Annotated in this window: 11 protein-coding genes and 1 pseudogene; 4 read left to right on the top strand and 8 right to left on the bottom strand. The window is 70.6% G+C overall.

Annotation, left to right across the window (positions count from 1 at the left end):
- The 4 genes and pseudogenes from fbiC to PD653B2_RS19115 form a co-directional block, all read left to right on the top strand.
- Positions 1-589, top strand: a pseudogene (gene fbiC / locus PD653B2_RS19125) (7,8-didemethyl-8-hydroxy-5-deazariboflavin synthase); the annotation flags it as partial.
- Positions 586-1,020, top strand: a complete 435-nt coding sequence (locus tag PD653B2_RS19120) for a DUF5709 domain-containing protein (protein ID WP_085874004.1) — start codon at positions 586-588, stop codon at positions 1,018-1,020. The pseudogene fbiC and the gene PD653B2_RS19120, both read left to right, overlap by 4 nt.
- A 69-nt stretch (positions 1,021-1,089) precedes the next feature.
- Positions 1,090-1,236 (top strand): GPGG-motif small membrane protein, encoded by a 147-nt coding sequence (locus tag PD653B2_RS25155; protein ID WP_165763545.1) that lies wholly within the window; start codon positions 1,090-1,092, stop codon positions 1,234-1,236.
- Positions 1,237-1,332: 96 nt separating this feature from the next.
- Complete coding sequence (locus tag PD653B2_RS19115) at positions 1,333-2,199, top strand: TIGR03619 family F420-dependent LLM class oxidoreductase (protein ID WP_085874003.1); 867 nt, start codon at positions 1,333-1,335, stop codon at positions 2,197-2,199.
- On the opposite strand, the gene PD653B2_RS19110 is transcribed toward PD653B2_RS19115, so the two are convergent.
- The 8 genes from PD653B2_RS19110 to PD653B2_RS19075 all read right to left on the bottom strand — a co-directional run bounded on the left by PD653B2_RS19110 (position 2,200) and on the right by PD653B2_RS19075 (position 13,011).
- A complete protein-coding gene (locus tag PD653B2_RS19110) occupies positions 2,200-2,640 on the bottom strand; it encodes an SRPBCC family protein (protein WP_085874001.1) in 441 nt (146 codons plus the stop codon).
- A gap of 154 nt (positions 2,641-2,794) precedes the next feature.
- The gene (locus PD653B2_RS19105; RefSeq protein WP_085874000.1) at positions 2,795-3,952 is read right to left on the bottom strand and encodes a calcium-binding protein; all 1,158 of its coding nucleotides are present in this window, start codon (positions 3,950-3,952) and stop codon (positions 2,795-2,797) included.
- Between the two features lie 41 nt (positions 3,953-3,993).
- Complete coding sequence (guaA, locus tag PD653B2_RS19100; protein WP_085873999.1) at positions 3,994-5,571, bottom strand: glutamine-hydrolyzing GMP synthase; 1,578 nt, start codon at positions 5,569-5,571, stop codon at positions 3,994-3,996.
- A gap of 292 nt (positions 5,572-5,863) precedes the next feature.
- Positions 5,864-7,597 carry a GMC oxidoreductase gene (locus tag PD653B2_RS19095; protein ID WP_085873998.1) on the bottom strand — a complete coding sequence of 578 codons (1,734 nt, stop codon included), beginning with the start codon at positions 7,595-7,597 and terminating at the stop codon, positions 5,864-5,866.
- Positions 7,594-9,216, bottom strand: a complete 1,623-nt coding sequence (locus PD653B2_RS19090) for a succinic semialdehyde dehydrogenase (protein WP_085873997.1) — start codon at positions 9,214-9,216, stop codon at positions 7,594-7,596. The genes PD653B2_RS19095 and PD653B2_RS19090 overlap by 4 nt, the downstream gene beginning before the upstream one ends.
- 94 nt (positions 9,217-9,310) lie before the next feature.
- Positions 9,311-10,750, bottom strand: coding sequence for an aldehyde dehydrogenase (locus tag PD653B2_RS19085; RefSeq protein ID WP_085873995.1), 1,440 nt, complete (start codon positions 10,748-10,750; stop codon positions 9,311-9,313).
- Between the two features lie 24 nt (positions 10,751-10,774).
- Complete coding sequence (locus PD653B2_RS19080; protein WP_085873993.1) at positions 10,775-11,881, bottom strand: DUF7064 domain-containing protein; 1,107 nt, start codon at positions 11,879-11,881, stop codon at positions 10,775-10,777.
- Positions 11,882-11,883: 2 nt separating this feature from the next.
- A complete protein-coding gene (locus PD653B2_RS19075; RefSeq protein WP_207559371.1) occupies positions 11,884-13,011 on the bottom strand; it encodes a phosphotransferase family protein in 1,128 nt (375 codons plus the stop codon).
- Between the last annotated feature and the right edge of the window lie 26 nt (positions 13,012-13,037).

Here is a 13,037-nt window from a genome sequence, read left to right as displayed (position 1 = left end):
GTCGCTGCCCGGCACCGCCGCTGAGATCCTCGACGACGAGGTCCGCTGGGTCCTCACCAAGGGCAAGCTCCCGACCCGCACCTGGATCGAGGTCGTCACCACCGCCCACCAGGTCGGCATCCCGACCACCTCGACGATGATGTACGGCCACGTCGACAACCCGCGGCACTGGGTCAACCACCTGCGCGTCCTGACCCGCATCCAGGCAGAGACCGGCGGCTTCACCGAGTTCGTGCCGCTGCCCTTCGTGCACACCTCCTCCCCGATCTACCTGGCCGGCGTGGCCCGCCCCGGCCCCACCCTGCGCGACAACCTCGCCGTCCACGCGATGGCCCGGATCCTCCTGCACGGACGGATCCCCAACATCCAGACCTCCTGGGTCAAGCTCGGCATCGACGGCACCCGCGCCATGCTCCAGGCGGGCGCCAACGACGTCGGCGGCACCCTGATGGAGGAGACGATCTCCCGGATGGCCGGCTCCGAGCACGGCTCCGCGAAGACCGTCGCAGAGCTCGTCGAGATCGGCGCCGGCATCGGCCGACCCGTCCGCGAACGCACCACGACCTACGGCGAAGGGACACGGCCATGAGCGAGAACGACGGCGACCAGGAGATCTACGGCGGCTACAGCGTCGACGACGAGGACCAGCCAGGGAACATCGACGACCTCGGCGACGGCGATGTCGTGGACGAGCTCGACCGCGGCTACTCGCCGCCCGAGCACTACTCCGCCGGTCAGGGCTACGGCAACACGCCCTGGGAGGAGGAGCACCGCGAGACGATCGACCAGCGCCTCGGCCAGGAGGAGCCCGACGCGGACCCGTACGCCGAGACCAGCGACGACGACCTCGACGACGGTGAGGTCGGAGACGTCCGCGCCGGCCGTCTCGTGGACCCCGACCAGGGTGGCGGCGAGGACGAGGAGAAGGACCTGGTGGGCGACGACGTCGGCATCGACGGCGCGGCCGCGTCGGCCGAGGAGGCCGCGATGCACATCGTCGAGGACTTCCGCGAGGAGTGAACCCGTCCCAGGCGGGGTACTAACCCCGACGGCGCGGAGGTTCCGCGCGCAGGGAGGGAGTACTCACCGATGGCTTTTATTCTGTGGATCCTCGCCGTGATCCTCGTGGTCGGCGGCATTTTCCAGTTGTTCAAGGGACAGATCCTGTGGGGCGTCGTCCTCATCGTCGTCGGCCTGCTCGTCGGCCCGGGTGGGGTCAGCCTCTTCACCAAGTAGGGCCCGGCACGCCAGGGCATCGGCCCGGCGATCGCCTGCGGGCTCGCCGGCGCCGGTGCCCGAGACAGGAACGAGAACACGTTCTAGTCTGACCGGGTGCGCTTCTCGATCAGTACGGCTTTCCAGCCGGTCGACCACCTGCCGGTGCTCGCCCGGGCTGCCGACGAGCTCGGCTACCACTCCCTGGCGGTGCCGGACCACGTCGTCGACCTGGAGGAGCTGGCGACGCCGTACCCCTACACGGACGACGGCAGTCGGCGCTGGGACTTCTCCGCCGAGTGGCCGGACCCGTGGGTGCTGATCGGCTCGCTCGCGGCCGTCACCACGCGGCTGAGGTTCTTCACCTCGGTCTACGTCCCGTCGATCCGCAACCCGTTCCAGGTCGCCAAGAGCGTCGGGACGGCGGCGGTCCTCTCCGGCAACCGGGTCGCGCTGGGTGTCGGGATCGGCTGGTGCCGCGAGGAGTTCGCGCTGCTCGAGCAGGACTTCTCCACGCGGGGCAGGCGCACCGACGAGGCGCTCGCACTGATGACCGAGCTGTGGAAGCCGGGCTGGACCGAGTTCGAGGGCGAGTTCTACGCCGCGCCCCGGATGGTCATGGAGCCCACCCCCACCGAGCGGATCCCGATCATCGTCGGCGGCCTGTCGGACGTCGCCTTCCGCCGGGCCGCCCGGCACGACGGCTGGGTCGGTGACCTCTACTCGACGGACCAGGCGATCTCCCTGGCCGGCAAGCTCGCCGACGCCCGGCGCGCGATCGGCGCCGAAGGGGACTTCTCGGTGATCACCGCGCTCGCCGACGCGTTCCTGCCCGAGCACTTCGAGCGGGCCGAGGCCGGAGGGGTCACCGACTGCTGGACGATGCCGTGGGCCTACTACCACGGCCTGGAGGCGAGCGTGGACCAGAAGGTCGACGGCATGGAGCGCTTCGCGAAGGACGTCCTGGTCCCCCTCAACGGCTGATCAGGAGGCGCGACGACGCTCCACGACGTACGCCAGCCGGCGGATCGCCTCGACGTTGCGCCAGCCGATCATCGGGTCACGCGCGATCTTGGGCATGAGCACCGCGGGACCGCCGGTCGCGTCCTCCTCGATCGTCACGTCGGTCTCGGCACCGACCGCCTCGAGCCGGAGCGTGACACGAGCCTTGCCGGTCGGCCAGGCGCGAGCCTCGAGCACCAGCAGCGACCCCGGGACCACCTCGACCACCTCGGTGGTGTCGTCGATGAGCATCGGCCAGGTGCCGACCGAGTGGTGCAGCCGGGAGCCGACCGTCGGCCAGTGGTCGTCGACCTCGCGCATCCGCGAGGCACCGACCACCCAGAGCGGGTAGAGCCAGCCGTCGGCCAGCACGTCCCAGACCTGTTGCGGCGTGGCCTGCATCCTGCGAGTGGTGGTCGACATGGAGGGGTGGTACCCGATCCACGCATCCCGCACGCTCGGACCCGGAGAATGGAAGAACCGCCGGGGTCTCGGGTCCCCGGCGGTTCGTCCCGAACTTTATCGGGCTTCTGTGACCCCTGTCTCGCTCCCGCGAAGACAGGGAGCGTGATCCAGGTCACTCCCCGACGGGGGCGCTCGGGGCGGCCCACATCACCGACACGAACAGGCGGAGCACGCCGGCCCGGACCGCCTTCGGCCAGGTGTCGACGAGCTCCTCGTCGCAGCGGCGCAGGTCGTCGAGCGGGTCCTTGGCCTGGCCGACGAAGGTGACGAGGCCGGCGTGGTCGGGCAGGCTCGGCTCGGACTTCGAGTCACTGCAGAAGATCCGGTCGTACGCCCCGTCGTCCGTGACGATGATGTGGTCGTAGTCCTGCTCCCCGAACACGACGTCGACGCCGTCACCCGGGTAGATCGTGTCCTTGCCGTTGTCGCCGGTGACCCCGAGGTCGCAGGTGCCGTCGGACTGGTAGTCGGGCCCGAACCCGGGGCAGGAGTCGTCGCCCGGACCCGCGTCGAGCAGGTCCGCACCGTCGCCGCCGTCGACCTCGTCGCTGCCGTCGTCGCCGTAGACCGCGTCGTCGCCCGGGCCGCCGGACGGGTGGTCGGCTCCGTTGCCGCCGTGGATGGTGTCGTCGCCCGGCCCACCGGCGAGGGAGTCGTCACCGTCGTCGCCGAAGATGCTGTCGTTGCCCGGGCCGCCCTGGATCAGGGCGTCGCGGTCGAGCGCCTCGTTCGCCTGGGGCGGGCCCTGCTCGTCGCCCGGTCCCCCGCGGAGGACGTCGTCACCGTCGAGGCCGAAGATCTCGTCCCGGCCGTCGCCACCGTCGACCGTGTCGCTGGCCGGGCCGGCGTTGATCTCGTCGTTGCCGGCGCCTCCGAGGAGGTCGTCGACCCCGGTGGAACCGCTCATGACGTCGTCGCCGTCGCCGCCGTCACCGGAGTCGGCACCCGGTCCGAGGACCACGTGGTCGTTGCCGCCCCCGCCGAACCCCTGGTCGTCGCCCTCGCCCAGGATGACGTCGTCGCTGCCCGCACCGCCGTTGCCGGTGTCGTTGCCGTCACCGCCGTTGAGGGTGTCGTTGCCGCCGAGTCCGCTGAGCCTGTCGTTGCCGGCCAGGCCGTTGAGCTTGTCGGCCTTCTTGGTGCCGTGGAGGGTGTCCGAGCCCTGGGTGCCGTTGACGGTCGCCGCTCCGGCGACCGCGGGTACCAGGACCAGGACGGCGGCCGCGAGCAGCAGGGGCAGCCGCTGGGACCGGCTCGAGAAGAGACGCATGGGCGTCACCGTAGCCCGCCGTCACGCCTCGTTCGGGTGGATCACTCCCACTCGATGGTGCCGGGCGGCTTCGACGTGATGTCGACGGCGACCCGGTTGACCTCGCGGACCTCGTTGGTGATCCGGGTCGAGATCCGCTCGAGGACGTCGTACGGCAGCCGCGCCCAGTCGGCGGTCATCGCGTCCTCGGAGGTGACCGGTCGGATGACGATCGGGTGTCCGTAGGTGCGTCCGTCGCCCTGGACACCGACCGAGCGGACGTCGGCCAGCAGCACGACCGGCATCTGCCAGATGTCGCGGTCGAGGCCGGCCCGGGTGAGCTCCTCGCGGGCGATGGCGTCGGCCTCGCGCAGGATGTCGAGCCGCTCGCGGGTGACCTCGCCGATGATCCGGATGCCGAGACCCGGACCGGGGAACGGCTGGCGCCAGACGATCTCGGCCGGCAGGCCGAGCTGCTCGCCGACCAGACGCACCTCGTCCTTGAAGAGCGTGCGCAGCGGCTCGACCAGCTCGAACTCGAGGTCGTCGGGCAGCCCGCCGACGTTGTGGTGGGACTTGATGTTGGAGGTGCCCGCTCCCCCGCCCGACTCGACCACGTCGGGGTAGAGCGTGCCCTGCACGAGGAAGGCGACCTTGTCGCCCTCGGCCGCCGCGGCGCCAAGTACCTCGACCTCGGCGGCCTCGAAGACCCGGATGAACTCGCGCCCGATGGTCTTGCGCTTCTCCTCCGGGTCGGAGATGCCCTCGAGGGCGTCGAGGAACTGCTTCTCGGCGTCGACGACCTTGAGGTCGACTCCGGTCGCGGCTACGAAGTCGCGCTCGACCTGCTCGGTCTCGCCCTTGCGCATCAGCCCGTGGTCGACGTACACACAGGTCAGCCGGTCGCCGATCGCGCGCTGCACGATGGCCGCAGCGACCGCGGAGTCGACGCCACCGGAGAGGCCGCAGATCGCCTGGCCGCGGTCACCGATCTGGGCGCGGATCGACTCGATCTGCTCCTCGACGATGTTGACCATGGTCCAGGTCGGCCGGCAGCCGGCGATCTGGAGCAGGAAGTGCTCGAGCACCTGCTGGCCGTGCTCGGTGTGCAGCACCTCGGGGTGCCACTGCACGCCGGCCAGACCGCGGTCGACGTTCTCGAACGCCGCCACCGGGGTGGTCGCCGTCGAGGCGAGCACGTCGAAGCCCTCGGGCGCCGCGGTCACGGAGTCGCCGTGCGACATCCAGACCGTGTGCTGGCCGGGGATGTCGGCGAGCAGGGTGCCCGGGGCGCCGACCGAGACCGCCGTACGCCCGTACTCGCGGGCCCCGGTGTGGGCGACCTCGCCGCCGAGCGCCTGGGCCATCAGCTGGAAGCCGTAGCACATGCCGAAGACCGGGGTGCCGGTCGCGAAGATGTCCGGGTCGACGGACGGCGCACCCTCGGCGTACACCGACGAGGGGCCGCCGGACAGGACGATCGCCTTCGGGCCGCGGGCCAGCATCTCGGAGACCGGCATCGTGTGCGGGACGATCTCGGAGTAGACGCGCGCCTCGCGCACGCGGCGGGCGATCAGCTGCGCGTACTGCGCCCCGAAGTCGACCACCAGAACGAGATCGTGCTCCCCAGGCTGCGTCATGAGGGAAGCCTAGCGAGCGCGAACCCTGCCGCCGAAACCGTGCCTTCCATCGTCAGACGGGTTTCGTGACGCCAGGCGCGAGCTTCGCTCGCGCCTGGCCACGAAACGCATCAGGACCCGGCCGGGGAGGGAGGGATGGCCGGGTCCTGATCGTCCATGCATCTGCTGGACAGAGCCTGGACATGGGACCCGGCGGTGGGAGGGAGCGTTTTACCGGGTCCGCTGGCTCAACGACCCGTCCAGAAGCGGGTCACGGCCGCGTCACAGGTATTTCGCAGATTTCTTCACCGGCTCAGCTGACCCCCACGATCGGCAGCCGCAGCGCCCCCGGGGCGTCGTCCGGGACGACCGGCGCGGCCGGTCGCACCGGGTCGATCCGCCGGTAGCCGGCCCCCAGCGCCGGCCGGGGGTCGGGCTCACCCTTGTTGGGCCAGAATGCCATCGCCCGCTCCGCCTGCGCGGTGATCGTCAGCGACGGGTTGACCCCGAGGTTCGCGGTCACCGCCGAGCCGTCGACGACGTGCAGGCCGTCGTACCCGTAGAGCCGCTGGTAGGGGTCGACCACACCGGTCTCGATCGAGTCACCGATCGCGCAGCCGCCGAGGAAGTGTGCCGTCAGGGGCTTGTTGAAGGCGTCGCCGACCGCGCTGCCCGCGAAGCCGTTCATGATCCGCGCCATCGTCCGGATCGCCTCGTTCCCGGCCGGGATCCAGGTCGGGTTGGGGACGCCGTGGCCCTGCTTGGAGGTGAGGTAGCGCTTCTTGGTGCCCGGGATCCGCTTCGTGTACGTCGTGATCGAGTTGTCGAGGCTCTGCATCACCAGGGCGATCACCGTGCGCTCCGACCAGTGCTTCATGTCGTAGAGGTTCTTGACCTCGCGGCGCTGCCGCCACATCTCCCGCGCCCAGGTGCGCCAGCGCGGCTCGTCGCCGTCGCCGTCGGTGAGCACCGACTGGAGCAGCGACATCAGGTTGCTGCCCGGACCGTAGCGGACCGGCTCGATGTGCGTGTCGGGGTCGGGGTGGAAGCTCGACGTGATCGCGATGCCCTGGCTGTAGTCCACCGAGTTGTCCGGGGCGATCACGCCCCCGATCGACTCGGAGTTGGTCCGCGACAGGTAGCCGAGCCGCTGCGAGAGGCGCGGCAGGTGGCCCTCGTCGCGCATCTTGTGCAGCAGCCGCTGGGTGCCGAGGGCGGACGCCGAGAAGACGACCTGCTCGGCGGTGAGCACCCGCCGTACGGACGCCCGGTTGACCTTGGCCTTCGTGAACCGGACGTGCACGTCGTACCCGCCACCGGCGCGCTCGGCGACCCGGGTCACCGTGGTGAGCGGGAGGACCTTCGCGCCGTTCTGCTCGGCGAGGTAGAGGTAGTTCTTGACCAGGGTGTTCTTCGCGTTGTGGCGGCAGCCGGTCATGCAGGACCCGCAGCCGATGCACGTGCGGCGCTCGGGCCCGGCGCCCCCGAAGAACGGGTCGTCGACGGCCTGGCCCATGCCGGTGCCCGGAGCCCCGAAGAACACGCCGACCGGGGTCGGGTGGAAGGTGTCGGCCACGCCCATCTCGGTCGCGACCTTCTCCATCACCTCGTCGGAGGGCGTGCGGAGCGGGTTCTCGACGACACCGAGCATCCGCTTGGCCTGGTCGTAGAACGGCGCGAGCTCGGACTGCCAGTCGGTGATGTGGCTCCACTGCGGGTCCTCGTAGAACGCGGGCAGCGGCTCGTAGAGGGTGTTGGCGTAGACCAGCGAGCCACCGCCGACTCCGGCGCCGGAGACGATCAGGCAGTCCTTGAGCGCATCGATGCGCTGGATGCCGTACATCCCGACCTCGGGACGGAAGAGGTACTTGCCGGTCTCGAACGACGTCTCCGGGAGGTCGGCGTCCTCGAACCGGGCGCCGGCCTCGACCACGCCCACCCGATAGCCCTTCTCGGTCAGCCGCAGCGCGGTGACGGAGCCGCCGAAGCCCGAGCCGATGACCAGGACGTCGTAGTCGAGACCGGCCCCGTCTCCGGGGGCCGTCATGCCCGCCCGACCTTCTTGAGCAGGCGGAGGTTGGCGGTCATCACCTTGGCGTACAGCTCGTCGGACATGCCGAGCTGCGGCGCGATCCGCACCAGCCGCTGGGTCGCGACCGACTGGGTCTCGGTGAACCGGAGGATGCCCTCCGCGCCCTGGCGGCGGCCGGTGCCCGACTCGCGCATGCCGCCCATCGGCGTGTCGAGGCTGCCGAAGGTGGCCGCGAACGCCTCGTTGACGTTCACGGTCCCGCACTTGATCTGGCGGGCGAGGCGCCTGGCACGCGAGCCGTCCTGGCTGTAGATCGAGGCGTTGAGCCCGTAGTTGCCCTCGTTGGCGCGCGAGACGGCGTCGGCCTCGTCGTGGAAGCGGTAGAGCGCCACGACGGGACCGAAGGTCTCCTTGCCGAAGCACGTCATGTCGGGCGTGACGCCCTCGAGGATCGTCGGCTCGAAGAAGTAGGGCCCGAGGTCCGGTCGGTGGTTGCCACCGGTCAGCACGCGCGCGCCCTTGGCGACCGCGTCGTCGACGTGGGCGACGACCGTGTCGAGCTGGGCCTGCGAGGTGAGCGTGCCCATGTCGTTGCCCCAGTCGAGGGTCGCGCCCAGGGTCAGCGCCTGGGTGCGGGCCACGAAGCGCTCTACGAACCGGTCGTAGACCTGGTCGGCCACGAACATCCGCTCGATCGAGACGCACAGCTGGCCGGAGCTGGAGAACGACGCGCGGACGGCGCCCTCGGCCGCCTTCTCCAGGTCGGCGTCGCGCAGCACGAGCAGCGGGTTCTTGCCGCCGAGCTCGAGCGAGGAGCCGATCAGCCGGTCGGCGCACGCCTTCGCGACGACCCGACCGGTGGCGGTGGAGCCGGTGAAGCAGACGTAGTCGGCGCGCTCGATGATCGCCCCGCCGATCTCCGGGCCGGGGCCGGCGACGACCTGCCAGATGTCCCGGGGGAAGCCGGCCTGCTCGAGGAGCTCCGCACCGAGCAGCGCGGACAGCATCGTCTGGGCGTCGGGCTTGGCGACGACGGCGTTGCCGGCCGCGATCGCGGCGAGCCCGTCGATGAGCGCGAGGTTGAAGGGGTAGTTCCAGGGCGAGATGATCCCGACCACGCCCTTGGGCACGCGGTTGACCTCGGCCCGGGTCAGGACGGGGAAGACACCCGGGCTGCGCCGGGTCTCGAGGTGGCGGCGCGCCGTACGTCCGTAGTAGCGCGCGGTCAGCGCGACGTGCAGCGGCTCGTCGAAGGCGTGCTTGCGGGCCTTGCCGTTCTCCCACACCACCAGGTCGGTGATCTCCTCCTGCCGGTCGAGCACGAGGTCGTGGAAGCGCAGCAGCATCGCGGCGCGGTCGTCGAGCCGGGTCTGCGACCAGGCGAGCTGGGCCTTGCGGGCCCGCGAGAACGCCTCCGCGACGTCGGCCACCGTCGACTGCGGGATGTGCGCGAGCGGCGCGTTGTTCAGGGGCGAGCGCACCTCCGCGGTCGTGCCCGAGGTCGCGACCAGCCGGCGGGTCAGCGCCGCGGCGTAGTCGGGCTCGAGGGCGTACGACGCCGTCGGGTCGTGCTCGGGGTCAGCCGGTCCGACGACCGCCGGATCGCCAGCGGGGGTGGGGTTCTGGGCGCTCATGAGACCGAGAGTATGTGAGCCCCGTCTCGGCATCTACCTTTCGGTAGCTTTGTGAGAGGTTTTACACATCGGCCGCGATTGTCAACCGGCTGGGTCAGGGCTTGTAGATCGACTTCAGCTCGGTGTACTGCGCCAGGCCCTCGGGGCCGAACTCGCGGCCGACGCCCGAGTTCTTGAAGCCGCCGAAGGGCGCCGCGAAGTCCATCGTGTAGGTGTTGACGCCGTACGTGCCGGCGCGGACCCGGCGGGCGACATCGAGCCCGGCCTCCACGTCGCCGGTCCACACGGTGCCCGCCAGCCCGTACTCGGAGTCGTTGGCGATCCGGACGGCGTCGTCGACGTCGTCGAACGCGATCACCGACAGGACCGGCCCGAAGATTTCCTCCTGCGCGATCCGCATGCCGTTGTCGACGTCGGCGAAGATCGTCGGCCGGACGTACCAGCCCGACGACAGCCCGTCGGGCATGCCGTTGCCGCCGAGGACGACGCGGGCGCCCTCCTCCTGGCCGAGCGCGATGTACTTCTCGACCCGCTCCTGCTGGCGCTGCGCGACCATCGGGCCGATCTCGGTGGCCGGGTCGAGCGGGTCGCCGACCTGCATGGCACCGACGCCGGCGGCGAGCGCGTCCACCACGTTGTCGTAGTTGGCCCGCGACGCCAGGATCCGGGTCTGCGCGACGCAGGCCTGGCCGGAGTTCATCAGGGCGGTGAACTTCAGCCCCTCGACGGTGGCGGCGAGGTCGGCGTCGTCGAGGACGATCGCGGCGGACTTGCCTCCGAGCTCGAGGGAGACCCGCTTGAGCTGCTCGCCGCACACCGCGCCGATCTTGCGGCCGGCGGCCGTCGAGCCGGTGAAGGCGACCTTGTCGATGCCCGGGTGCGCGACCAGGTGCTCGCCTACCTCACGGCCGGCGGCCACGATGTTGACGACGCCCGCAGGCACGCCGGCCTCCTGGAGCAGGTCCGCCATCAGGTAGGTGTCGAGCGGGGTCTCGGGCGCGGGCTTGATGACGATCGTGCAGCCCGCGAGCAGGGCCGGGATCAGCTTGGACATGATCGTGAACTGCGGGACGTTCCACGGCGGGATGGCCGCGACGACGCCGACGGGTTCGTGGCGCACGATCACCTCGCCGAGCGAGCCGGCGCGGGTCTCCTCCCACGGGAAGGAGCGGGCGATGGTCAAGAACGCCTCGATCTGCATCCACGGCGCCGGCGCCTGGGCGAGGTTGGAGAACGACAACGGGGAGCCCATCTCGGTCGAGATGATCTCGGCCATGTCGCCCATCTTGCCGGCGTACAGGTTCGAGAAGTTCTGGACGACGTCGATGCGCTCCTCCGGTGTCATCCGCGGCCAGGGGCCGGAGTCGAAGGCGCGGCGCGCGGCCGCGACGGCGGCGTCGATGTCGGCCTTGCTGCCCTCGGGCACCGTCGCGACGACCTGCTCGGAGTGGGGCGAGACGACCCGGATCGTGTCGCTGGTGGCGGGGGCTGCCCACTCGCCGTCGATGAAGAGGGTGCTCTGGTCGAGGCTCACGTGGTTCTCCTGGGGTTCGGGCGGTCAGGGGGCGAGGGCGAAGAAGTCGGTGAAGCCGGACGGGTCGTGCCGTCCGATGCAGAAGTGCTCGAAGAGGCCGAAGCCCTCGGCGCCGTCGGCGGTGGCCCGGCCGACGTGGTCGACGCAGCCGAACATGAAACGACCCTGCACCGCGTCGTCGTCCATGGCGTAGGTGACCCGCTCGGCGAAGTCCGCGCCCTTCCACGCGCCGTGGATCCAGTCCGGGTCGCCGCCGTACCCGCCGCCGACGTGGAGCGGGACGGCGAGCCGCGACTCGACCTCGAGCACCAGCGGCTTGCCCTCGGGGGTGGTGCAGCGGATGGTCGCCCCGGTCGGCGTCCGGGTGCCGGAGGCGTAGTGGATGTCGACCAGCGGCCAGCCGAGCTGCTCGACGCGACCGTCCTTCCACACCCGGGTGCAGTCGTTGAGGGTGCGGAAGCCGTCCGGGTCCTCCTGGATGATCAGGCAGACGGCGAAGTCCTCGAACTGCATCGGCACGTAGAGCCACCACATGCCCTCGAACGGCGGGTCGGCCGGTGCCCCCGGGGGCTCCGCCTCCCCCACGGGGCGGATCCCCCAGGAGCGGTCGCGGCTGCCGAGCCAGGTCGCCGGGTCGACGGCGATCTCCTCGCCGTCGATCACGATGGTGCCGCTCCAGGTGCCGAGCTGCGCGAAGCGCTGGGCGTCGAGGGTGACCCGGCTGCCCGAGCGCAGGATGTGTGGCTGCTCCTGGATGACGGGGCAGGTCCCCTCCCACGTCAGGTCGAGGGACATCCCCTCGGTCTCCTCGAGGACGACCCGGACCTTGTTCAGCGGGTCGGGCACCTCGATCCGGTAGGCGCCGACGTGCGGGTTCATCCGGTCCTGGTCGATCAGGTCGGAGAGGTGCACCGCGGTCTGCGTACCGTGGCGCGCCACCAGGACGAACGCGTCCTTGGTGCCGAGGTTGGGGTAGTAGCCCAGGCCGGTGACCACCATGATCTCGCCGCTGCGGTCGTGGGCGTTGAAGTACGACCGGTCGTAGAAGTTGCGGTCGCTGCTGTGGGCCCACGCCAGCGGCAGCGGGGCCTGGTGCAGCGGGAACTCGTCCAGTGGGCTGATGCCGCTCATCGTCACGCCCCCGCCTCGCCGAGGAGTCGCTCCATGAGCGGCTTGTGGTGGAAGAGGGTCTCGATGTCCGCAGGCCGCTCGATCTCGCCGAAGTGGATCTGACGAGCGCCGGTGCGCATGAAGACGATGCACCACTGGACCGCGTTGTAGACGTGGTACCAGTGCAGGTCGCCGAGCTCGACGCCAGCGATCTCCTCGTACGCCGCGACCACGTCGGCCTCGACCAGGAAGTGCGGCATGCCGGGCAGCTCGAGCATCCCGGTGATCGTCTCGAAGACCTGGTGAGCGAAGACGATCCAGCTGACGTCGAGCTCGCGTGGTCCGATCGCCGCCATCTCCCAGTCGAGGACCGCGACCGGCTCGAAGTCGACGTACATCATGTTGCCGATCCGCGAGTCGCCCCAGACCAGGACCGCCTCGTCGGTGTCGGGCAGGTGGGCCTCGAGCCAGTCGAGACCGCGCTCGACGAGCGGGGAACGGCCGATGTCGGAGACGGCGAAGTCGTACCAGGCCCGCGTGCGGGCGAGGTTCTTCGCCAGCAGCGTGGAGCCCGGGTGGTCCGGCTCGAGGAACCCGAAGGTCGTCGCGGCGTCCGGGATCGCGTGCAGCTGGGCCAGCACGTCGATGCTCGCTCGCTCGAGGCGGCGCTGGTCCTCAGGAGAGGCGTCGTACAGCCAGTTGTCGCCGAAGTTGTAGGGCAACACGTCCTGCGGGACGACGCCGTCGATGCGGTCCATCAGGAAGAACGGCGTGCCGAGCACCTCGCCGGTCGGCTCCATCCAGCGCACCGCCGGCACGGGTACGTCGGTCAGCTCGCCGACGGCCTTTATGGCGTCGTACTGCTCCTGGAGGGCGTAGTTCGGGAAGACCGGCAGGTCCTCGGGCGACGGCGCGACGCGGGCGACGTACCGGCCGAGGTGCTGCTGGCCGTCCCGGGTCCACGCAGCGTCGAGGATCAGCGTCTCGGAGCTCATGCCGTTGGCGTCGACGCCGCTGTGCATCGTCACCACCGGGTTCGCGCCCTCGGGGAGCAGCGTGGCGAGCCAGTCGGCCAGCCGGGCGGGGAGGGTGCTGGCGTCCCTGCTGGAACGCTGCATCTTCATGTCTGCCGGCGGGGGCGCCTGGGTCACGAGCGTGCCTCCTGATCACCTGCCTG

The sequence above is a fragment of the Nocardioides sp. PD653-B2 genome (genome assembly GCF_002117935.1).
In the GTDB taxonomy this organism is placed as follows: Bacteria; Actinomycetota; Actinomycetes; order Propionibacteriales; family Nocardioidaceae; genus Nocardioides.
The sequence above is the reverse complement of the archived record's forward strand: the minus strand, read 5'-3'. Positions and strand labels throughout refer to the sequence as shown.

Coding starts and splice junctions, on each gene's coding strand:
- PD653B2_RS19120 (WP_085874004.1), top strand. CDS start 586: ATGAGCGAGAACGACGGCGACCAGGAGATCTACGGCGGCTACAGCGTC.
- PD653B2_RS25155 (WP_165763545.1), top strand. CDS start 1,090: ATGGCTTTTATTCTGTGGATCCTCGCCGTGATCCTCGTGGTCGGCGGC.
- PD653B2_RS19110 (WP_085874001.1), bottom strand. CDS start 2,640: ATGTCGACCACCACTCGCAGGATGCAGGCCACGCCGCAACAGGTCTGG.
- PD653B2_RS19105 (WP_085874000.1), bottom strand. CDS start 3,952: ATGCGTCTCTTCTCGAGCCGGTCCCAGCGGCTGCCCCTGCTGCTCGCG.
- guaA (WP_085873999.1), bottom strand. CDS start 5,571: ATGACGCAGCCTGGGGAGCACGATCTCGTTCTGGTGGTCGACTTCGGG.
- PD653B2_RS19095 (WP_085873998.1), bottom strand. CDS start 7,597: ATGACGGCCCCCGGAGACGGGGCCGGTCTCGACTACGACGTCCTGGTC.
- PD653B2_RS19090 (WP_085873997.1), bottom strand. CDS start 9,216: ATGAGCGCCCAGAACCCCACCCCCGCTGGCGATCCGGCGGTCGTCGGA.
- PD653B2_RS19080 (WP_085873993.1), bottom strand. CDS start 11,881: ATGAGCGGCATCAGCCCACTGGACGAGTTCCCGCTGCACCAGGCCCCG.